At 42.4% G+C, this 24,189-nt stretch carries 13 protein-coding genes; 7 read left to right on the plus strand and 6 right to left on the minus strand.

Annotated elements, in window-relative coordinates; genetic code table 11:
* Nucleotides 1-28: 28 nt before the first annotated feature.
* The 6 genes from FKG96_RS11675 to FKG96_RS11700 are packed head-to-tail and all read right to left on the minus strand — an operon-like array spanning nucleotide 29 to nucleotide 9,252.
* Entirely contained in the window at nucleotides 29-1,318 is a 1,290-nt protein-coding gene (locus FKG96_RS11675; RefSeq protein WP_130857589.1) for an enolase C-terminal domain-like protein, read from the minus strand.
* Entirely contained in the window at nucleotides 1,305-2,462 is a 1,158-nt protein-coding gene (locus FKG96_RS11680; RefSeq protein WP_207303795.1) for a dihydrodipicolinate synthase family protein, read from the minus strand. Before FKG96_RS11680 ends, FKG96_RS11675 begins: the two co-directional genes overlap by 14 nt.
* A complete protein-coding gene (locus FKG96_RS11685; RefSeq protein WP_242627351.1) occupies nucleotides 2,404-3,426 on the minus strand; it encodes an NAD(P)-dependent oxidoreductase in 1,023 nt (340 codons plus the stop codon). Before FKG96_RS11685 ends, FKG96_RS11680 begins: the two co-directional genes overlap by 59 nt.
* Nucleotide 3,427: 1 nt before the next feature.
* Nucleotides 3,428-4,681, minus strand: a complete 1,254-nt coding sequence (locus tag FKG96_RS11690; RefSeq protein WP_130857588.1) for an Nramp family divalent metal transporter — start codon at nucleotides 4,679-4,681, stop codon at nucleotides 3,428-3,430.
* A 16-nt stretch (nucleotides 4,682-4,697) separates the two neighbouring features.
* Nucleotides 4,698-6,170, minus strand: a complete 1,473-nt coding sequence (locus FKG96_RS11695) for a RagB/SusD family nutrient uptake outer membrane protein (protein ID WP_130857587.1) — start codon at nucleotides 6,168-6,170, stop codon at nucleotides 4,698-4,700.
* 4 nt (nucleotides 6,171-6,174) lie between these two features.
* Complete coding sequence (locus tag FKG96_RS11700; protein WP_130857586.1) at nucleotides 6,175-9,252, minus strand: TonB-dependent receptor; 3,078 nt, start codon at nucleotides 9,250-9,252, stop codon at nucleotides 6,175-6,177.
* A 359-nt stretch (nucleotides 9,253-9,611) separates the two neighbouring features.
* Here FKG96_RS11700 and FKG96_RS11705 point away from each other — a divergent pair, with 359 nt between their 5' ends.
* From FKG96_RS11705 to FKG96_RS11740, 7 genes are all read left to right on the plus strand, one after another.
* Nucleotides 9,612-10,049, plus strand: a complete 438-nt coding sequence (locus tag FKG96_RS11705) for an Hsp20/alpha crystallin family protein (RefSeq protein ID WP_130857585.1) — start codon at nucleotides 9,612-9,614, stop codon at nucleotides 10,047-10,049.
* 608 nt (nucleotides 10,050-10,657) lie between these two features.
* On the plus strand, nucleotides 10,658-12,472 hold the full coding sequence (locus FKG96_RS11715; RefSeq protein ID WP_013666128.1) for an alpha-L-fucosidase: 1,815 nt from the start codon (nucleotides 10,658-10,660) through the stop codon (nucleotides 12,470-12,472).
* 120 nt (nucleotides 12,473-12,592) lie between these two features.
* Nucleotides 12,593-15,682 carry a TonB-dependent receptor gene (locus tag FKG96_RS11720; protein WP_130857583.1) on the plus strand — a complete coding sequence of 1,030 codons (3,090 nt, stop codon included), beginning with the start codon at nucleotides 12,593-12,595 and terminating at the stop codon, nucleotides 15,680-15,682.
* 11 nt (nucleotides 15,683-15,693) lie between these two features.
* Entirely contained in the window at nucleotides 15,694-17,262 is a 1,569-nt protein-coding gene (locus tag FKG96_RS11725; protein WP_149105544.1) for a RagB/SusD family nutrient uptake outer membrane protein, read from the plus strand.
* Nucleotides 17,263-17,280: 18 nt separating this feature from the next.
* On the plus strand, nucleotides 17,281-18,735 hold the full coding sequence (locus tag FKG96_RS11730; RefSeq protein WP_130857581.1) for an alpha-L-fucosidase: 1,455 nt from the start codon (nucleotides 17,281-17,283) through the stop codon (nucleotides 18,733-18,735).
* A gap of 220 nt (nucleotides 18,736-18,955) precedes the next feature.
* Nucleotides 18,956-21,424: a glycoside hydrolase family 2 TIM barrel-domain containing protein gene (locus FKG96_RS11735; protein ID WP_130857580.1), complete on the plus strand. Its 2,469-nt coding sequence runs from the start codon at nucleotides 18,956-18,958 to the stop codon at nucleotides 21,422-21,424.
* A gap of 188 nt (nucleotides 21,425-21,612) precedes the next feature.
* Nucleotides 21,613-24,180 (plus strand): glycoside hydrolase N-terminal domain-containing protein, encoded by a 2,568-nt coding sequence (locus FKG96_RS11740; protein ID WP_130857579.1) that lies wholly within the window; start codon nucleotides 21,613-21,615, stop codon nucleotides 24,178-24,180.
* The last annotated feature ends 9 nt before the right edge of the window (nucleotides 24,181-24,189 follow it).

Genomic DNA, 24,189 nt, shown 5'->3' on the forward strand with positions numbered 1-24,189 from the left:
TAATGAGATGTATACATAAAGCGTGCGTTTAAAGCAGAGAACTATAATGTTCAGCGCTTTCAAAAATACCACCACTTGTTGCATAGAAATCTTCATTTAAATAAAACACGCCCTGCTTGATTTTCGTCCAGTTCGCGTTATTCTTAGGATGATAAGTGCACATCTTTTCCCAATTAATATAATTCACATCACCATTGGTCTCGATCAGCCCCATGCCGATATCAGGGAAAGGAAGCACCCTACACGCTAGATTTTTATGCCAGTCTACCAGAATAGGATTAACCGTTAAATCAGAACAAGCACAGGGGATTCCTTTTTCCCAAGCAGCTTTTGCGATTTTTATCGACATGCTAAGCGTTTTTGCAATTCCTTTTAGTATAATAGCCCGATATCCTTTCTGTATAGCAACAATTGCCCCCTGTTCATCATGAACGCTTTCGTCAGCACCAATCCGTATGGGCACATCGGAAATGTCTTCTTCATTTGATTCCATAAGCGGTTCTTCGTACAATAATATTTGCTTGGCAGCGCCAATAGATTCAGCATGTTGCAAATACTTTAAAAACGTTTCTTTTTTTTCGTATCGTCCATTGGCATCCATGGTATAAAGTACTTTACCGTCCTTGGTATGGGGAGTTCGATAAGCTTGAAGTGCCTGATGAATTTGTGTTAACCGTTCTTGATCATGTTGTAACATCGTTTGTTGATCGCCTGGATAACCGGTTTTGATTTTGAAAACAAAATAACCCGATTGGGCGGCTTCTTTAATCTGTTCCAAGGGCATACCATAAGGAATTTGGAACATGACTGCCAGCCGATCACTTTTACTGGATAGTGCCGACTGATACGGTGCCGGAATAAGCGCATCGAAAGTTTCTAGACCATGTTCGGCAGCAAATAATAGCCAAGCTGCATGGTCAATGCCCACATAAGAGTTTAGTATAAAATTAATATGCAGATCGGCTTTGTTCGTGATGGATTTTCCATTTGAAATCAAATCAGGGAATATTTTCTCCTGTAAAGAAATGGGATGAGTAAAAGGCGTTTCCTTAATCAGATTTAAAGTGCTATTAGTCAATGCATACATCAAAGCATTACCTTTTGTTTCGCCATACTTAACAAATAAATCGGCGTCTCCATATAAAATACTTTGATTAGACAGGCCGATACTTTCTAAACTGGAAGAAGCTCTTAGTTTGGTGACAATTTGCCATAATTCGGTGAGGTAAGCCCCCTTAAAGCCAAAGGGACGAATCAGCTTCTCAATTTCAAAAGCACTATCGGTTTCAATAATTTGTATCGTTCTATCTTTTTCCATTTGACAAATCTTTAATTAAGAAATCTTGGAGAAATGTGTGATCCACTAAATCCGGATAGGCATTAAAAATGCGATCAATTTCTTCCATTTGTCCGGCTGAAAGGTCTTCTTCAGGATCCAAGCACCAACGACCGGGTAAAAGGCCCTGTCTTCGTAGTACTTCGTGTATTCCCGGGATACAACCTTTAAATTGATGGGCTGAATCGAATATTACCGCATTCATGTCTGTTACTTGCACACCTTTGGTAAGTAATGCCTGAACACCGGTAAAGTTGGTTCGTTTACACGTTTTTATTTCTTCCAGTAGAGCCACCGCTTTGCTTGTAAAAACGGCCCAGTGTCCCAGCAATCCGCCAACAAATTCTTTGGTAACTAGCTTGCCATTGATGGGAAAAGCGTAGGTGGTTAATAAATCGGCGACAATATTATCGTCGTTACCCGTGTATAACGCAATGTCATCTTTACGGCTTGAATGACATAGCGCGCGCACGACATCCAGGGTTTGATAACGATTGAATGGGGCAACCTTAATGGCCTCGAGATGCTTTATTTCGGCAAATTTTGCCCAAAAATCATAGCTAAATATGCGGCCACCCACGCTTGGTTGCAAATAAAAGCCGATAATAGGAATTATTTCCGCCACCTCTTTTGCATGCAACAGGATTTGATCTTCACTCCATTCGTTTAGTCCGCCAAGACTCAATAAGCCTAAATCGTAACCATATTTATTGGCTAACTGCGCTTCTTTAATGGCCTGTTCGGTGCGGCCACAGATCCCGGCAATTTTTAAAAAAGGATAAGGGGGACGATTACGCTCAATTTCGTCCGCAGCAATAGCTAGCACTTTTTCATATAAATTGACATGGGGTGATCGTATTGCAAATTGCGTGCTATGGACGCCTATGGCTATTCCACCTGCGCCGGATGCTATATAATAGCGCGTCAATTGACGTTGATAGAATTCATTTAGAGTCCTATCGGCGTTCAGCGCTAGTGGATGCGCAGGAATAACGGTACCCGTTTGTAAAAGCGATTTCTTCTCAGCTGATAAATATTGAAAGCTCATGTGATAATGTTGTTTGGTCTTAAAATCGGCCTTGTCTTTCTTGAAAATGCGTCGGCTTTTCGATGGTTTTTCCGCCATGATTTAACCAATTAGCGGTGATCTCGATCATTTGCCTTAAGGTTACTTTCGGATAACCGAATAACTGATGGGCCGCTGATGCATTGCTAAGAAGGGCAGTTGGCTGAGTTTCGTTAATAAAACGGGGAGTTTTGTTTAATAAATTACCGAATTGGTTCGCTAACCATTGAATAGAAACAGTTTCCGGCCCCGTGACGTTTAAAATTTTAGCGGGTACGGTACAGTGGAGCAAAGATCTCAACGCAATCTCATTGGCATCTCCTTGCCAGATGACATTTACATTCCCCATACGAAGATCAATAGGTTTGTCTTCCATCACTGCTTTGGCAATTTCCAGTAGAACACCGTATCGTAAATCAATAGCATAATTGAGGCGATAAATCAAGGTGGGAATTTGATATTTCTCAGCAAAGAATTGGAAGATCCGCTCCCGTCCGAGGCACGATTGTCCATATTCCCCAATAGGTTCCGGACTTTGCTCTTCTGAGCATCCTCCTGCAGTTACCAATGATAAGGGGTAGACATTTCCGGTAGAGAATATAACCATACGCGAATTTTTGAAGCGCTCGGCTATTCTACCTGGTAAATAGGTGTTCATGATCCAGGTAAACGGTTCTTTGCCCGTCGTTCCGAATTTCTGTCCTACGAGGTAAATAATATGCTCAACGTCCGGAAGTGACTGTAAGTGATCTTCGTTTAAGAGGTCCGCCGTAATGGTTTCGACGCCGCTTGCTTGAAGCAAATCCCTGCTTTCCCCATCTGAAAATCGGGATACTGCAATCACTCGTCGGTCTTTACCGGCAAGTTTGGAGGCTACATGCGCCGCTTTTGCCATACTTGGTCCCATTTTTCCACCAGCACCCAAGATCATAATGTCACCATCTATTTGAGACATATCTGCGATTAAGGAAGCTGAAGGCTCGTATAGCTTTTGTTCTAATAATTCTAAATTCTGCATCATCATTTTATTTTAAGAATAATTCATTGGCATTGCTGATAGCCAGCATAATTAAGACAATCAAACCTATAGAGGCGAAAAAATTGGTAGGTTTTGTATTGACAAGCGTCCCCATAATGTGGGTATCATTCGATATAACAAACATAGCGATGCCAATGAAGGGCACGAGGAATATGGTTACACTTTGAGCAAATACAATAAGCTCCAAAGGAAGCTTCCCAAAAACAATGGCAATGGCACTTCCAAAAAGCATAACCAAGGCGATAAAAAAACGTACTGCTTTGGCATCCAACTGATAATCAAAGCCAAATGCGTCTGCTATCAGAGTGCCACCAAGCGTCGCGTTTCCAATTAAGGAGGAGAAGGAAGCGCCAAAAAGTCCCATCAAAAATAAGCTGGATGCGTATCTTCCAAATAACGGCTCAAGTGCCCGCGCCATGTCCGAAGCATTATTCACGGGTAATTTTTCCGCATGCAAAACGGCCGCTGCACAGATCATGACCATAGCGCTCATTAGTCCCAGCATAATAATGCCTGTCATACTTCCATTTCGATGGCCGTCCGTAGCCAATGTGTTTTTTTTACGTTCCTGCACTAAATAAGATTGGTAAAATGCACCAACAATAGAGAAGCACGAAGCAAAAAATGCGATAACGAGACCGATTGATCCCGCGGGGAGGGAAGGAACGAATCCCGTAATAATGTCCTCAACAGAAGGCTTAACAAAGAACAAAGTGACGATAAACGAAAAGAGCATTAACGCAATCAATAGAATCATCAACCTTTCCAATATTTTATAAAAACCGCGAAAAAATAACAGCACGATTCCAATGATGTTAAAAAGTATAATCCATATAGGAATAGAACTATTATTGATTTCAGCAATGGAAATCCCTACGCCGATGGCATTTCCGGCTTGGAAGGACGTCGCTACTAAAAATAGCCCTAAACCGATAATTATAGCGGAAATTTTACCCCATTTTTTACGGATCACACCCAATAGCGATTCCTGTGCAGCGATGCCGATCCGCGCACCCATATGAGTGAAGATCGCCATAAAAAAAATGGCTAAAACCACAATCCATAATAAAGAGAAACCATAATCTGCACCTAGTTTAGAGGTAATTGTCATTTTGCTCGGACCGAATACAAGCGCTGCTGTAATAACTCCGGGACCTAAAGAGGCAAACCAATGCTTGAAATATTGGGTACGTGGCTTGTGGTAAGATGTAGAATTGGAGATTATTTCTTGATTTGGCATTTTATTATGTCTATAATTAATATCCTTCGTTTTGTACCAAAATACCTGCTGCCGATTGATCAATCTGACGTTGAGGAATGGGAAAACGCTTCATATAGGCTTGTGGCTTAAGTGTAACTTTTACGGGTGTTTGGTTTGCGTGATTAAATAATCGCTCTTCTTGTTTCATAACTTCTTCAAATTTTCCAGATCGAACCAGGTCAAACCATCGCTCATTTTCGTACGCAAATTCGAGCTGCCGTTCCAGAAATAACACATGGAAAAAGTCTTGCTCATTTGTAATTGATGCAGTTGTGTAGTTGTGATCGCTATTTCCAAAGGCCCGTTCTCGTATTTTATTAAGTGCATTCAATGCTTCTTGTTGTTGCCCAAGATGATATAGCACTTCGGCCTGCAGGAGTAGAATATCGGCATAACGCAAAATCGGTAAATCGAGTCCTGATTGCCCTTGGGTATGTGGCACGGCGTATTTATTGACATAGGGATACCAAATAGGAGGTACATTAGGTGTGTTTGGCGGAATCCACCATTCCGTAATGGTTGGGCTTTTGCGCCTATCGCCCTCCACATAATTCTTGTGTAGGCTCCAGGAAGGCAATGCAATTTCATTTCCGCGCGAGGCAATGCCAATAACGCCTGAATTCGGCAGAAATGCCGTGGATAAATTATGGCCATTCGAGCCGTCAATGTAGTTCAATGAAAATAGTACTTCCGTATTGTTTTCTGATGCAATCTTCCATAAGGAGCTAAAATCACTTACCAAGCTAAAAGAAGAGCCTGCTTCCTTAAAGAAACGATCCAATTGCGCTTTAGCAAGATCCCAATTTTGTTGGTAAACATGAACCTTTATCAGTAAAGCGATGGCCGCCGCTTTATTTGCTCTTCCATTCTCAATAGCGTTTTTCAGGGGAAGTATTTCAATCGCTCGTTCAAGGTCTTCTATAATCAAGGCGAAAATTTCGTCTTCGGCACTTCTACCGATACTAGCTGCTTCTTCAACAGACAGTATGCCGGTAACTTTGGGCACGTCGCCAAATAGCCTAACCAGATCAAAATAAAATAGCGCACGCATAAATTTGGCTTCTCCTTCAAATTGTTCTTTTTCACCTGAAGCATAGTCTGTCGGTTTATCCAAGTTAGTTAGTACTGCATTTGTACGGAAAATACCGTTATAGGTTGTTTCCCAAAAAGCAGCGATTAAAGGATTCGTAGCATTCACAGATAACATATCCATTTCGGGAGTCCCTTCGATTAAGGTATTCGCCGATAGATATAAGTTATCAGTTGGTACTTCTAAAATTTGATAATCGGTTGGTTTTCTTGTTTGTAATCTATTATAGATACCTAATACAGCTAGATCAATATCATTGGCGGTATTGTAATAGTTTTTTTCAGTTAACACCGATTCAGGAACAGGGTTTAGTAGACTGTCGTGGCATCCGCTTAGCAAAAATGCAAGAGAACATAGCGTATAGAAAATCTTCTTCATGTGACTAGAAATTAACATTTAGGCCTAATGTGAAAATTCGATTAACAGGTTCTGAACCACTATTATAACCAGGAGTACTATTGATTCCGTCGATTTCCCCAGCTGTATAACCTTCCGGGTTATAGCCGTGAAAATTTTTATCGGTAATCATAAAAAGGTTGTTGATGGAAGTGTAGAGCCGAAATTTTTTCATTTTTAGTTTGTTCGCAAGGTGTTCGGAAAAAGTATAACCGAAGTTTACGTTGCGAACGGCAAGAAAAGAGGCATTTTCGATATAGATACTGGAATTCGCCTGAAATTCCAATTGACTTAACGCCGCTGCAGGCATCTTTCCGTCGCCCGGCTCCTGTTCCGACCACCACTGCCCTTCTACTAAGGAGCGGCGCATTGCACCTAAGACATTGCCTTGGTAATATTGGTTCTCGAAGTTATAGATCTTAGCACCCAATGAAGCTTGAATGGCAATGCTGAGATCAAAATTTTTCCATGAGAAATCGTTCACCAAACCCAAAATAGTTTTCGGCATATAACTACCTAATATCACCCGGTCTTCGGGGTTAATGCGCCCGTCATCATTGACATCTTGATATTTCGGATTTCCGGGTTTGGATCCTGAAAGAACGGGGGTATTAGCTACTTCTTCCTGATTTTGTAAAACACCTATGGCTTGATAACCATAATAAGAAAACATGGGTTCTCCCAGTCGCAGCAGCCAGCTCATACCAAAACGATCCGTATATAAGCGCTCGGAAAGCCCACCCAGATCAATAACCTTGTTCTTATTATGAGCAAGATTGAAGGAGGTCGACCACGAAAAAGATCCTCCTTGAAAATTTCGAGAAGTCAATTCCAGTTCGATCCCTTGATTGCGGATTTTTCCAATATTCGTAAGCCAGCTTGTAAAGCCGGTAATCGCAGGAATAGATACATTGTACAACAAATTAGAGGTGGTTTTTTGGTAATAATCCACGGTAAGATTAAGTCGGTTTGCCCATAAGCCCAAATCAATACCGAAATCATATTCCTGCGTTTTCTCCCAGCTGAGTGACGGATTACCCAGGGTAGTTTGTACCTGTGCATTGGAAAGCTCATTGTTTGGCGAATAATAAGTGTTCCCGATTTGGCCTAGATAGTCAAAATTGCCAATATTAAAATTTCCGGTCGAACCGTAACTTGCACGTAGCTTTAAATCACTTATGGCAGAGAGACTTTTCATAAATTCCTCTTGCGAAACTCGCCAAGCAAGGGATGCCGAAGGAAACCATCCCCATTTATTATTTGGTCCAAAACGCGATGAAGCGTCCGTTCGCATGGAAGCGGATAATAGGTATTTGTCTTTATAAGCATAATGAACGCGAGAGAAATAGGAAACGAGTCCCCATTCTGTTTTAGACGTCCTGGTTTGGGCGGGATCGATAATCGCATTATTTAAGGTATGGATAATGTCATTATTGAATGACCCGGGTACGGCCCCCATAGCCGATGATCTGGAGGTTGCTCTTTGATAAGATGCTCCCAGAATCGCATCGAAGTGATGATTATTAAAATCCTTATTATAACTTAATACGTTTTCATTCAGTAAGTTAATGGTTCTGGAGTCACTAGCTGTACCAATGGATATGCCATTGGTTGAACCCCAAGTGCTTCGGAACCGATCGGAAGAAGAATAACTTATGGTGGTTCCTATGGAAGATTTTATTTTGAGCCCTTTGGCAAGATCGATACTGGCATACATTTCGCCTATGGTGGTCATGGCATCGTCAAAGTAGAAAGAACCTTCCATAAATGCCATGGGATTCGTTTGGCCGGATACGACGAGCCCCCAATAATCACGCGCTTTTGGATAGGAGCCATCTGGGTTTTGAACTGGCACAAATGGCGGATATTTGACCAAGTCGATCATCGCATGGGGGGATAAGCGATTACGTGTATAATTGGGATTAAGCATCAGCCCCATATTCACGCGATCGTTTACCTTTACATCCACATTTGCTCGCGCACCGTAACTTTTAAACCAGGTGTTTTTCAATGTTCCTTGCACATCTTTTATAATGGCTGATGCATAGTATTTTACGTTTTCGGTACCACCACTTACTGATAGATCGTAGTTCTGGAAAGGGGCAGGGGATAAGAGGGCATCTTGCCAATTGGTATTGGCATTGTTTCTTAGCGCATCGCTAACCTGATATTGAGGAGGGCGTCGATTGTCTCCCCAAACGGGAATACTGGTATCTCCACCAACATAATTAAATTCCCGGTTTTGGTATCTAACAGCGTAAGCGTAATATTCATCTTTATCCAGCCAATCATCGTGTCCCATGGCTGTCGAAACACCGCCATTTGCATTGATGTTAAGCACCGGCTTTCCCGTTTTTCCACGTTTCGTAGTAATAATAATTACTCCTCCCGCACCTCTCGATCCATAAATGGCAGCAGAAGAAGCATCTTTAAGTACTTCGATCGACTCCACATCATTCATATTGACATTGGCAAACGAGCCGCCGGGGAAACCGTCGACTACCACTAAAGGACTATTGCCTGCATCAATGGACCCTGAACCACCACGGATACGTATCAGCGGCGCCGAACCGGGAGCACTGCGCGTTTGCGATACGTTAACGCCCGCTAGCCTACCCTGGAGAGCGGCTTCGGGTCTAGCTAAGGGAATCTGGTCGAGATTTTTATTTTCCAGTTTTGACACGGCCGCTGTGACCGAGGATTTTTTCATTGTTCCGTAACCGATAACCACCACTTCGTCCAATGCGGAAATGTCTTCTTTTAACGTAATGGTTAAGTGTTGCCTTCCATTCACTTTATGGTTTTGACTGAGGTAACCTATCAACGAGAAGGTTAACGTAGATCCACTATTCGTCATGATACTGAAATGGCCGTCAAGGTCGGTAGTAACGCCCGTACGGTTAACGGTGTCCCGAACGGATACACCGGCCAAGGGTGCATTTTTTTCATCGACTACTTTTCCCTGCATACGAATGGTCTGGGCAGCCAGTTCGCCGATGGTGGAACAGGCCATTAACAAAAAAGCCAAGATTTTTGATGTTAGGTGATTTGTCTTTTTCTCCATAATTTAAGTTTTAATAAGCACCACTTTCGACCTACACCTACAGGTTTAAATCTGTAATGTGTACGTACACGTTAATATCGCAAGCAATTATTCATAAGTAATAGTCTAATGAGCAATATAGTCCCGCAGAAAGAGTTTATAATTTCGGTTACGTACCCGAAGATAGAAATTTAAAATTTACTTATCAAATATTTTGTAAATTTTTAAAGTAACAAAGCTCAGAGGATAACTGATACTTTACGGAGTCGGTCTACAATAATCTATTTAGAATAGAATTCTTTGAAACTTTCCATTTTTCTACTTGTTTTTTTATTGACTTGCATAAGGTTAACGAGTAAACTATAAAAAAGGAGGTTGTGATGTCACTTATTAGAAGAAGTAGAAGTGGTTTTCCTTCCCTGTTTGACGACTTTTTTAACAGGGATTTAATGAATTGGGACAGCGGCAATTTTTCACCGAACGCTACCGTCCCTTCGGTAAATATCAAAGAAACGGCGGACAATTATGAGGTGGAAATGGCAGCGCCGGGAATGAATAAGGATGATTTTAAAATTGAGCTCGACGGTAATCTGTTAACCATCTCTTCAAGCAAGGAATATGAAGATGAAAAAAGGGATGACGGATATGCGCGTAAAGAGTTTAGTTATCGATCGTTTCAACGGAGCTTCAATTTTCCTAAAGATGTAGTGGATGAAGATAAAATTGAAGCAAAATACGAAAATGGCCTATTGAAATTAACGATTCCCAAAAAAGAGGAGGCTAAACGAAAGGGACCCAGATTAATTAATATTTCTTGATTTCTATAGCCACCGACAGGTGGCTTTTTTATACCTTGTGGTATTTAACCAATTTTTACCCCATAATCGATCATAAATTCCTCTTTTTTTTCTTTTTTTAAGTGTTTATTTGCTTCAATTGTAAACTTTTAATCCCCTATTAAACATCTTTAAAGGCTTTTGATTCCATTTTAATAGCGAACATATCAGTTTGTTAGACTCCGCTTTGGCAGACCGGTTGAACAAAATATTGAAGCGGTATTAATTGGAAGAGGTGTCCTTTATTTTTAAAGTAAATAAACATGATAAATAGGATTGTTGCGGCTCACATTTGGTTTGTTTTGTTCGTTCATACGGATTTAGTGAAAGCGCAGTCCCCCCCTGGCCGGGACAGGCGATTGTTATCTATCGAAATGGTAAAAAGGAAAAAATTAAACGGGGCGATTTATTGATTTTTGCTGCTGAAAAAGATGACTGGATTGTTATGGTCAAAGATGGTACGAATCCCACATTATTTAACGCGAAGAAGTGGCCAACTGAATAGCCGGTTGCTTTATTTACATTTATTTACGAAAGATTCGTATTTGAATGAGAAATTATAAATTATAAGTTAATAAATTCATTTAAAAATGAAAAATTGGACTACACTATATAGTCGCAAATATCAACGGTGTATAGTAATTTGTGTATTTCTGTTCGGAATGACCGCACATGCACAAACCATGGATGAAATGTGGGAAAGCCGTTCGAGCGGTAAAGAGCACGCCAACATCCAGTGGTTTAAAGATGCTAAATTCGGTTTATTTATCCATTGGGGGCTTTACTCGCATTTAGGAGGAGAGTGGAAAGGGAAACGATATTATGGGAGTGGCGAGTGGATTATGAATCAAGCAAAGATTCCTGTGAGGGAGTATGAAGCCACTGCTGCAACTTTTAATCCCTCCCGATTTAATGCGGATGAGTGGGCACAACTAGCTAAAGATGCAGGAATCAAATATGTGGTTATTACGGCAAAACACCATGAAGGCTTTGCCATGTATGATTCTAAGGTCAGTACCTTTGATATTGTAGATGCAACGCCTTTTAAACAAGATCCAATGAAATTATTGGCTGATGCGGTTCGTAAACGGGGCATGCATTTTGGCTTTTACTACTCGCAATTTCAGGATTGGCATAATCCAAATGGGGGTAAAAATACCTGGGATTTTGATGAATCTAAAAAGGACTACCAAAAGTATTATCGGCAAAAGGCGATTCCGCAGCTAAAAGAGCTGATGTCTAATTATGGGGATTTAAGTATCGTTTGGTTTGACACGCCTGGTGGTTTGAGTAAAGAGCAAACGCAGCAGTTTATCGATAGTTTACGGTTGCTGCAACCGAAAAGTTTATTCAGTAGCCGAGTCGGACATGGTTTGGGTGATTATCGGGATTATGGCGACTCTGAAATGCCTGCCATGCCCATTAATGGTGCTTGGGAATCAATTTATACCCATAACGACTCCTGGGGTTACATGAAGCATGATATGAATTTTAAGACACCCGAAACGATTATTCGATTATTGGCCGAAGCTGCATCTAAAGGGGGGAATCTCATGCTGAACGTGGGTCCTGATGGTTCAGGTCGTATTCCAGCTTATTCAGCTCAGTTTTTACGGGAAACAGGGCGATGGTTACAGGTTAATGGCGAAAGTATTTATGGCACTACACAGGGCTTGATTCCTCAACAACCCTGGGGTGTAACGACATCAAAACCAGGAAAGCAATACTTACATGTTTGGACCCGACCCCGTAGCGGGAAGCTGCTGATTCCAAATGCCAATATGCAGGTGCAAAAGGTATACGCTTTGGCTGATGGGCAGCCTGTAAAATGGCATAAAAGGGGAGACGCTATTTGGATCGACTTACCCATAACTTTATCTGATGCGAAAAATACTGTATTTGTATTGGAATATGCGGGAGAAGCGCCTACCTATAATAAGAACGCGCCCATCACCATTTCCAACCAGTTTGACGAAAATGAGATAAAAGCAGCCTTTGCAAAAACGACGGGCAATGCCCGTATCGAAAGCTTAACCTACAGTCATTACTATGGTGATTGGAAACATACCAACTGTGTGGTCGGAATGGCTGATAGGGAAAAAGATATAATCGAATTTGACACGCAATTAATGGAATCCGGCAACTACCGGATTACGCTCGAATATGCCTGTGAGCCCGAAAGCGCTAATCAGGAGGGAACATTATCAATCAATGGACAAAACTTTTACTTTAGAACTTTACACACGGGTAGTTTTGATAAAAAAGCACCATTGCTCTTCGTTCGGCATGACGTGGCAACGATTTCAATAAATAAACCGGGACGGTATACTTTGGATATAAGGCCCTTAAGCGGTAAAAGCGAATTATTTAAACTAAAGGCTGTGATAATAAAACCGATAGATTAAAGAAGATGACAAAAACCATTTTGTACCCCTAAATAGAACGAAAATTACCCTTAGAGATTGGAGCGAATTGAGACTTTTGTGCACAAACCTAATGATGGCTAACCGCATAAACTAAAAAAGATGAAGGGTAAATTTACAAGAGGACTATTTATAGTACTATTATTATTTCAAACTTGTGCTTTGAGCTTCTGTGCGCTGGCACAGGGAAATAGCACCGTATCTGGTAAAGTGACAACGCCTGATGGACAAACTGCTCCGGGAGTAAGTGTCAGGGTTAAAGGAAAAAATAAAGGTACAACAACAGATGCTAACGGGCTTTACCAATTACAGGTGGAGTCTCAAGATGTGCTGATTTTTAGTCAGGTTGGTATGGCAACGAAGGAGGCGACCGTCAACGGACAAAAGCAAGTTAATATTATATTACAGGAGCTCAGCAATCAAATGGACGAGGTAGTCGTTGTGGGTTATGGAACGCAAAAGAAGGTAAACTTAACAGGTGCCATTGCTTCTGTAGATGGCGATGTGGTGAATAAGCGAATTGCTACTAATCCGACACAGTTGCTTCAAGGCCGAATGCCCGGTTTGCGCGTTACGCAAGCCTCCGGCGAAGCTGGAAATGAGAACGTGAATCTGCAAGTGAGAGGCTTGGGTTCCTATGGGGCCTCCGCTTCGCCACTGATTATTGTAGATGGTATTCCGGGAAGCCTAACAAATCTGAACCCGCAGGCCATCGAAAATGTTACGGTACTAAAAGATGCGGCTTCAGCTGCTATTTACGGAGCTAGGGCCGCAAATGGGGTGATACTGGTTACTACTAAGCAGGGGAAGGCAGGTAAAGCCAAGCTGACCTACGATTACAATATCGGCATTACCAAGGCGTCGTCGCTGCCGGATTTTGTATATAATTCAGTCGATTACATGAAGTTATATAATCAGGCTGCTATAAACTCGGGCATCACGAATTCCAATGCGATGTTCAGTCAGGAAATGATTGACGCTTATGCAAATGCCACGGATAAAAATTTATATCCTGATTTTAACTGGTTAGATGCGGTGTTTAAAACAGTACCGGTACAAACGCATAACCTATCACTTAGTGGGGGAGGAAGTGGAACAACTTATAACGTTATTCTTGGCTACGTTGATCAACCGGATATTATGGTTGGGACTTCTTTCAAAAAGTACAATTTACAGATAAACCTGAACGCGAAGATCAATGAACGAATTAATTTCGGATCCAGCATCACCTTGAACTATGGAGACCGAAAATATCCGAGGAATGGGAGCGAAGATCAATTTCTATCCACCATTAGTCAGTCACCACTCTATGGCCCTTACCTGCCGGATGGCAGTGGTCGTTATACCTCCCGAGCCTATCCTTTCCAGTCACCTAACAAAAATCCGGTAGCTGTGGCGGAAAATGCCTTAACCAAGTTAAACAACTATTATATGCAGGGCAATCTTTTTCTGAATGTTAAATTGCTGGAAGGATTAGAGTGGAGAACAAGTGGTGGCTTGAATTATAGCTTTTCTAAAAACTATACTTTTAAGCCGGTCGTTGAACAATATCTCTGGTTTGCGGGGCCGAATGATGCATCAAGTAGACTTCTCGATGTTGGCGGACAAGGTCTGACGGTTACGGACGATAATAATGTATATCCCGTAGGTTATACCCAACTTACTTATGATAAATCGTTTGGTAATCATCATTTAAAAGTGCTAGCCGGCACGCAAGTAGAATATAATAAAACCCAGATGCTTTTAGGTAGTCGTTTGCAATTCCCTAGCAATGAAGTACCTGAGCTAAATGCCGGTGGTGCAGGACAGCAAACAAATGAAGGTGTCACAGAAGAATGGTCGCTCAGATCTTATTATGGAAGAATAAATTACGATTACAAAGGGAAGTATTTATTAGAAGGAAATGCGCGTTACGATGCTTCTTCCCGCTTCCCTAAAGATTTGAAGTGGGCGTTTTTTCCTTCTGTATCAGGAGGTTGGCGTATAGCTGAAGAGGCTTTTTACGGAGATGGATTAAAAGCTGTTATGAGTGACCTCAAGTTGCGGGCATCTATTGGTACCTTGGGGAATCAGAACATCGGTAATTATCCTTATCAAACGGTGTTGAATTCGTCTTACGCTTATCCATTTGAAGAATCGTTACAGCAGGCTGCTCGTCAGGAAGCCATGGCAAATAATCGCATTAAGTGGGAAAGCACCACTGTTGTCGATTTCGGTGTTGACCTTGGTTTCTTTAACAATAAATTAATTGCCAATTTTGATTGGTACAATAAGGTTACTTCTGATATCTTATCTTCTTCAACCGCTTTCCCCGCTTATATTGGCTTGGCGGCGCCAACGGTTAATTACGGAGAATTGAGGAACCGAGGCGTAGAGCTTGGTTTACAATATAGGGAGACCTTTGGAGAAGTTGCGTTGAGCTTGAGTGGAAATATTCAAGCCAATCGTAATAAAGTGATTAAATATGGGGCCGAGCGCATTCAGGGAAACACGATTATCCGTGAAGGGTTGCCCTATGGAAGCTTCTACTTGCTGCAAAACATCGGTATCTTTCGCTCGCAGGATGATATTACTAATGCTCCTGTTCAACAAATTCCTGCAAAACCAGGCTACTTGCAATTTGCTGATGTCAATGGTGATCATCAAGTGGATAATAATGATCGGGTAGTGGTTCCAGGTGCGTTTCCAAATTTTGACTATTCTTTTAACGCCTCGGCTACCTGGAAAAATTTTGATTTGACCGTGTTTCTTTTTGGGTCACAAGGACAGAAGATATTCGTAAGTGAGTGGGGGATTGTTCCATTTCGGCAAGGCGGTGTATTCACCCGCGATTGGATGGAGGATTCCTGGACGCCTGAAAACCCGAATGCAAGCTTACCAATAGTGGGAGCCGAGGGCACGCCAGCCGCCAATAATGTTAGAACTGCTTCGACCTTTTTTCTTAAGGATGCATCTTTCTTACGATTGAAGAATGTCCAGCTCGGATACAACTTACCGGCAAGCATGCTAAGTAAAATCGGAATCAGTGGTCTACGAATCTATTTTGCAGGAGATAATTTGTTGACTTTTTCAAAATTCCCTGGTTTGGATCCTGAGCGTGGTGTATCTTCCGGCGGGGGAGCTACTTCAGGAAGATATGTAACGCACCCGCAGAATAAAGTATTTGCATTCGGTACTAGTATAACCTTTTAAAACCTGATGTTATGAAGCTTACATTAAAAACAATATATATTACTTTGGCTACGCTTGCAGCACTTAGTCTAAATAGTTGTACAAAAGACTTGTTGGAGAAGGATCCAACCGATAAGATTTCGGAGCAGAATTTTTGGAAAACAAAAAGCGATGCGGATTTAGCGTTGGCAGGTTGTTATGAGTTCCTCAGTAGAGGATACAATGCAACATCCTCCACTGCAGCTCGTGGTGGTTGGGGTGGCGCTTCCATGCTCTGGGATGGGCTTTCTGACGATGCCTTCGTCCCCAGCAGTTCCAATAGCTTTAATGTGATTTCCCGGTCGGGAATAACGCCTACAACCGGCGGGATGCAAACGGAAGGGTATGAGATATCCTATCAAGCGATCGGTGCTTGTAACCGCTTACTTGCCAATATCGATAAGATCGCTACACTGAGTGAAGAGCAACGCAATATATATAAAGGCGAAGCAAGGTTTATCAGAGCGCACTACTATTTTTTACTTACTCGTTTGTATGGCGACGTTCCTTTAACGCTGCAACCATTAGGATTAGATGAAGCAAGTGCTATGTTGGCTCGAACGCCAAAAGCAGCGATCATTTCTGCCATTTTGGAAGACCTTGATTTTGCGATTGAACACCTACCTAACACTTCTTATAGTGGACATGCGGTGCGGGGATCTGCTTTAGGGTATAAGGTCAAAGTACTGCTCACCAATAAACAATGGGACGCTGCTGCCAACACGGCGCAAATAATTATCGACGAAAAAGTATTTTCTATTTATCAGGGAGGTTATCGGAATCTCTTTAGAAAACCCGGCCAAAATAATAATCCCGAGATTATGTTTTCAGCAAAGTTTCTGCCACCTAATATGTACAGTCCTGCTGACATGATGTATTCTTACTTGAAGGCCGTGCAACCTTTATACTATTTGGTAGACAGTTACACATGCACGGACGGTAAGCCTATTACGGAATCTCCTTTGTATGATCCGAGTAATCCTTATGAAAATCGAGATCCGCGTTTGAAAGCATCCATTATTTATGAAGGCGTTTGGCGCGGGACAGATGCTTCCTCGGCCTTTGATCCCGTCTTTGAGAATGTGTTGGGCGGTTACCTGCCGCGTAAATATATTAACGAATCAAAATGGCCAACCAGCTATGCTACGCAAAGTGATCAAGATTGGGTATTTTTACGTTATGCCGATGTATTGCTTATGTACGCTGAGGCGAAAAATGAAAGCAGTGGACCCGATCAGACGATTATCGACGCACTGAATCAGGTCCGTTCTCGTTCCGATGTGAACATGCCCTTGTTTAACCTCAATGATAGTTATAGTCGGGAAGAACTTCGAGAAGTAATCAGGCAGGAACGGCGGGTTGAACTTGCTTTAGAGGGGCAACGTTATTTCGATTTAAAACGTTGGGGGGTTATCAAAGAAGTTATGGATACGATCCAAGATCCCGATGGTGCCGCAAGATTATTCCAAGCGCGTGACACGTTATGGCCGGTTCCGCAGTCTGAGGTCGATATCGCCCGAAGTTTAGGGAACGAGGGCTATAAGCAAACACCCGGTTTTTAACTGTTAACCTTATGTAAGATGAACAAGTTCGGACAATTGGCACGGATAATTTTACTCTCCATGAGCTTGGTACTTCCACTACAGCTTTTAAATGCACAAATACCGGTTGAGAAGGGTAAAGAGCGAATGAAATGGTGGACAGAAGCCCGATTTGGCATGTTTATCCATTGGGGCGTGTATGCCCAATTTGCTGGTGTTTATAAAGGCCACGAACAGGCAAGAGGTGGCGCTGAGTGGATTATGAACCGTTGTAAAATTCCGGTAGCCGAATACCAGGCTGCTGCTAAAAAGTTCAATCCGGTGCACTACAACCCGGATGAATGGGTAAGAATGGCGAAAGAAGCCGGTATGAAATATTTGATTATTACCGCTAAACACCATGATGGATTTGCCTTATTTAGAACTGCTGCCAGTAAATGGAATGTAGTGGATGCAAGCCCTTATGGCCGCGATCTGTTAAAGCCTTTGGCAGAGGCCTGTAGAAAATATGGGATTAAGTTAGGCTTTTATTATTCCCAGGCCCAAGATTGGAATAATCCCGGCGGATCGGCAGCCAGAAAATTAATGCGAGAAGGATGGCCAAACCCTGATTCGGCTCGGATAGATGCATATACCTTAACTCATAAAGGGCATTGGGATCCTGCTCAGGAAACGGTTTCGTTTGATGAGTATATCAATAAGGTTTCTGTGCCGCAGGTAAAAGAACTGCTTAGTAATTACGGCGATATTGCGATACTGTGGTGGGATACACCAACGAATATGACGGATGAAGCGGCGCTTAAATTACAGGAACAACTTAAACTGCAACCCCATATTATCACGAACGATCGGTTGAAAAGACCCAACTTTCCGGGAGATACGAAAACCCCCGAGCAAAAGATTCCGGACTTCAGTGAACTGGATGGAAAGTATTGGGAAACTTGTATGACCATGAATGGGACTTGGGGATATCGAACTTCTGACAATAACTGGAAATCAAGCGAAACCCTTATCCAAAACTTAATCGATATTGCCTCTAAGGGAGGAAACTACTTGCTGAATATCGGCCCTAAGCCCGACGGTACTTTCCCCAAAGAAAGCATCGATCGGTTGAAAGCAATCGGTGATTGGATGAAAGTAAATGGGGAAGCTATTTACGCAACTAAGGCTAGTCCACTTGCTCCATTGAATTGGGGTAGATGCACCATGAAAGAGACCGGAAATAACACCATTCTTTATTTATCTGTATTTGACTGGCCCTCGGACGGGAAATTGGTTGTCCCTAAATTGAGAAACAAGGTGCTATCTGCGATGCTTTTGGCCAACGGGCAAATCATAAAGGCGGGTAACAAAGGGGATACGGTCTCAATAGCTCTTCCTTTAGAAGCACCTGATAAGGTGGCGACTGTTGTTAAACTGGAGCTAAAAGGTCATGTGGAGGCTGTAAAACACGGATTACCTGCAAAAATGATGAAAAGTGGTGCATTGGATTAAGTGGTTGATCGTTGAGTAGTGAAATGGTTGAGTAGTTAAGTGGTTAAATGGTTGAGTAGTTAAGTGGTTAAGTGGTAAATGGTTGAGTAGTTAAGTGGTTAAATGGTTGAGTAGTTAAGTGGTTAAATGGTTGAGTAGTTAAGTGGTTAAATGGTTGAGTAGTTAAGTAGTTAAATGGTCGAGTAGTTAAGTAGTTAAATGGTTGAGTAGTTAATACATTATGTTTAGGTTAAAATATTGTTTATTATATACACATTTTTTTATAAGTTTCTTTTTAACCGCTCGTAGTCAAGAAACCCGTCGTATCGATAAAAGTTGGGAGTTTCTAAAAAGTGATTTAGGCGGTATTTGGGAAGCCGTAAGACCCGTTGGGAAAGGCAATCCGGAAGCGGTGCCGATTTGGCAGCAGGTTGACTTACCGCACTGCTTCAATGCAACTGACGGGGTCGATCCGGATGTAAATTATTACCAAGGTCCTGGATGGTATCGGAAAAACATAAAGGTTGATAACCCTTATCAAAATGGGCGGACGCGTTTGCATTTTGAAGGCGTCGGACAAAAAACGGAGGTTTATGTTTATACAACAAAGGTAGCTGAACATATCGGTGGCTACGACGAATGGGTGGTGGATATTACGGATGCGGTAAAAACCTTTACCGCAAACCCCATCTGTGAAAAACAATTTCACGGACAGGTTCCTATCATTGTTCGAGCAGATAATTCCCGTGACCTGGAAATGATTCCCTCCGATCTATCCGATTTTAATCTATATGGGGGTATCTATCGGCATCTTAACCTGCAATATATACCACAAGCTTCCATTGATAGGGTTTTTACTAAAGTGAGTGTGGATCCTCAAGGTAAGGAGGGTTCGTTGCACATCAGCGCACGGTTCTTGCGTGATGACGGCAGCCGAAATTTAAAAGTAGATATCCGTCTTTTAGATCCACAAGGGGAACAGGTGGCACAATTTGAAAAAGAGGTATCGACACAAATAAAAGAAATTGATTTAGCTTGCCTGAACGTTAAGAAGCCGATTTTATGGAGTCCTGCCCAGCCGTCATTATACAAGTTAATCGTGACTGCAAAAACAGGAATGGATAGCTGTACGGTAGAAGAAAAAATAGGATTTCGACATTTCGAGTTTAAAAAGAAGGGGCCATTTTATCTGAATGGAGAGCGTTTGTTACTACGCGGTACCCATCGGCATGAAGATCATGCCAGTGTTGGGGCAGCCATGACGGATTCCATGATCCTTAAAGAAATGCAACTCATGAAAGAGATGGGGGTTAACTTCATCCGATTGGGACATTATCAACAGTCGAGGGTTGTTCTGAATGCCTGCGATAGCCTCGGTATGCTGGTTTGGGAAGAAATTCCATGGTGCAGGGGTGGCCTGGGAGGAGAACAGTATCAAGCGCAAGCGCGACAAATGTTGACTAATATGATCGAGCAGCATTATAATCATCCGTCCATTATTATCTGGGGATTGGGAAATGAAAATGACTGGCCAGGCGATTTCTCAGTATTTGATAAGGAGAAAATTAGAGCCTTTATGAAGGAGCTGAACGATCTGTCTCACCGCTTAGATCCATCAAGAAAAACAGCTATTCGGCGCTGCGACTTTTGTAAAGATATCGTAGATGTTTACTCGCCGTCTATCTGGGCTGGTTGGTACCGAGGTTTGTACACTGATTATAAACAGGCTTCGGAAGAGGAAATGAAAAAAGTCAACCATTTCCTTCATGTCGAATGGGGAGGTGATAGTCATGCACGCCGACATGCCGAAAATCCGGACAAAGCCTTAGCGAAGATTACAACAGGAGATGGGGTGGATGAAAGAGCGGGGGATGCGTCGCTGTATGGTGGGGCAGCGAGGGTTTCAAAAGATGGTGACTGGAGTGAAAGTTATATCTGCAATCTGATTGATTGGCACTTGAAAGAACAGGAAAATATGCCTTGGTTAACGGGAACAGCTTATTGGCCTTTTAAGGACTTTTCTACACCGGTGAGGCCGGATAATCCAGTACCGTATGTGAATCAAAAGGGTGTTGTAGAACGTAATTTAAATAAAAAGGAAGCCTATTATGTGTTCCAATCTTATTGGGTTAAAAAGCCAATGGTACATATTTACGGGCACACTTGGCCAACGCGCTGGGGTGAACCGAATGAAGAAAAAATGATCAAGGTCTATTCCAATGCAGAAGAGGTGGAGCTTTTTGTTAATGGAAAAAGTATGGGAATTAAAAAAAGAAATGTACAAGATTTTCCTGCCGCTGGTTTACGATGGATGGTGCGGCTTCGTGAAGGTGAAAACCATTTTAAAGCCGTAGCAAAAAATGGAAAAGAGATGGTGAGCGATGAACTTAGGCAAAACTATCTAACAGCAAAATGGGATAAACCCGTACGAATGAACCTACAGGAAGTCGACCGTGAGGGCGACATTGTCACCCTTCAGGCTGATTTGCTGGATGCGAAAGGTGTCCTGTGTTTGGATGCCCAAAATTGGTTACACTTTTCAGCTGTGGGTGATGGAAGTTTGATCGACAATCAGGGAACCTCCGATGGCTCGCGGAAGGTGCAGGCTTACAATGGTCGGGCGATGATTAAAGTGCGCCTAGCAAAGGGGAAATGCGTAGCTAGCGTGCAGTCGGAGGGGATGGAAACGACTTTTGTGAACTTGCAATAGTTAAATCGTAAAGGAGTAGGGTCGTTAAATGCTTGAGTAGTAGAGTAGTTAAATGGTTGAGTAGTTTAGTAGTTGAATAGTGGGTGTCTACATTTTAGCATGGCGCGATCGAACACTTAATAAATACAAAGGAAGGTCGATGACGATTTGAATCCAAATTTGAGCGTGGGATAATAACCAAATAGAAAATGAATAAACCTAAGATCTCTCTTTTTGTGTTCGCAAGCTGTGTCTTTGCCACATTAATGGGTAATACGCAAGAGCAAGAAAAGTTACTAAAATTATGGTATACGAAACCGGCATCGGTTTGGGAAGAGGCCTTGCCGTTGGGCAACGCCAAAACAGGGGCCATGGTATTTGGGGGTGTTCAAGTAGAACGCTATCAACTGAACGACAATACCCTTTGGTCGGGCTTTCCTAATCCAGGGAATAATCCAAATGGCCCCAAAATACTCCCACGGGTACGAAGGGCCATTTTTGACGGCGACTATGAAAAAGCGGCAAGTTTATGGAAGCAAATGCAGGGTCCCTACTCGGCTCGCTATTTACCGCTTGGCGACTTATTACTCGATTTTCATCGTCCCGATTCATTGACTACTTCGTATCAACGCGATTTGGATCTTGATAAGGCCCTGTCTACGATAAAATATACTTATCGTGGGGTAATGTATACACGTGAGACCTTCATCAGCCGACCTGATAAGACGATGGCTATACGAATAACAGCGAATAAACCGGGTGCAGTCGCCTTTGATGTCGCGTTAACAAGTAAATTGAAACATCAAACAAAGGCCACTCGTCATGATTATTTGATACTTCAAGGGAAAGCGCCCAAATTTGTCGCAAACCGTGAATATGAGCCACAACAGATTGTTTATGACGACAGGGATGGCGAAGGTATGAACTTCGAAATACATGTGAAAGTGCAAGCAATAGGCGGTGAAGTAAAAACGGACGACAATAGATTGTGTGTTTCAGGAGCCGATTCGGTAATACTTTGGCTAACAGAAGCAACGAGCTTTAACGGTTTTGATAAATCGCCGGGTTTGAACGGGAAGGACCCCGCCGTAGAAGCGGCAGCTTGTATGGAACGAGCTTCAAAATCAAGCTATCAGGAAGTGAAGTCGCGGCATATAGCGGACCATGCGGCACTCTTTCGCCGAGTGTCTATCGACTTAGGGAAAGATCCGGAAGCTGTGCGATTACCCATTGATGAAAGAATGTTACGTTTAGCAGAAGGGAAATCGGATAATGCGCTACAGGCTTTATATTATCAGTATGGCCGCTATCTATTGATCGCTAGTTCTAGGCCGGGAGGGAGGCCGGCAAACTTACAGGGAATATGGAATGATATGGTTCAACCGCCTTGGGGGAGTAATTATACCACCAATATCAACACCGAAATGAATTATTGGTTAGCAGAAAATACCAATCTCTCCGAATGTCATCAACCCTTGTTTGATTTTATGAAAGAATTGGCAGTTAATGGAGCGGTGACAGCTAAAGTGAATTATAACATTGACGATGGATGGGTGACACATCATAACTCCGATTTATGGGCAAAAACATCGCCTCCCGGCGGTTACGACTGGGACCCCAAAGGCATGCCTCGGTGGTCGGCATGGCCTATGGCAGGTGCTTGGTTTTGTACGCATTTGTGGGAACATTATCTCTATACCGGCGATAAAAAGTTTCTCAAAGAGGAAGCTTATCCTTTGATGAAGGGAGCCGCTTCTTTTATGCTACATTGGCTTATTGAAGATCCCGGTAGCCATTATCTTATTACTAACCCGTCAACTTCACCTGAAAATACGGTTAAAATCGCTGGAAAGGAGCATCAGTTGTCAATGGCTTCTACCATGGATATGGCAATCATAAGGGAATTGTTTAATGCCTGTATTCGTTCTGCCGATATTTTGGGAAGTGATAAAGATTTTAAAGAAAAATTGATAATGGCTAAAGCAAAGCTTTATCCGTATCATATCGGCCAATACGGACAATTACAGGAGTGGTACCAAGATTGGGATGATCCAGCAGATAAACATCGGCATATCTCTCATCTATTTGGTCTTTATCCAGGTAATCAAATAACCGTACTCGGCTCTCCGGAATTGGCAGCAGCAACCAAACAGTCGTTGATTCACCGAGGCGATGTGAGTACTGGCTGGTCAATGGCTTGGAAAACCAACTGGTGGGCTCGCTTACAGGACGGAAATCATGCTTACAAGATTTTGAAGGATGCGTTGCGTTATATCGACCCGAATGAAGAAAAGGAACAGATGAGCGGAGGTGGTGCATATCCGAACCTCTTCGATGCACATCCACCGTTTCAAATTGACGGGAATTTTGGCGCAACCGCCGGCATGACCGAGATGTTATTGCAAAGCCATGCCGGAGAAGTTCAATTGCTGCCTGCCTTGCCAGACGCTTGGCCAGCAGGCAGTATTAAGGGCATAAAGGCACGCGGAAATTTTACAGTTGAAATCAATTGGGCAAATAGAAATTTAACACGTGCGCTTATTCGTTCGGAATTGGGGGGGAATTGTAGATTAAGAACACCTATTCCGGTTAAAGTGTTGGAAACTACCGGTCAATCTTTGAGAAATGCTTCTCAAAATGAATTATTAATGAAGCCTGAAAAACCACGCTTTGAGCAAAATGGGCAGGCTTCTTTGCAATCCCTGAACTTAAAAGAAACCTATGTAATAGATTTTCCAACGGAAAAAGGGCGAATATATACGATTGTGCCCTTGTAAAACTCATTT

The sequence above is a fragment of the Olivibacter sp. LS-1 genome, from assembly GCF_008245145.1.
Taxonomy (GTDB): Bacteria; Bacteroidota; Bacteroidia; order Sphingobacteriales; family Sphingobacteriaceae; genus Olivibacter; species Olivibacter oleidegradans.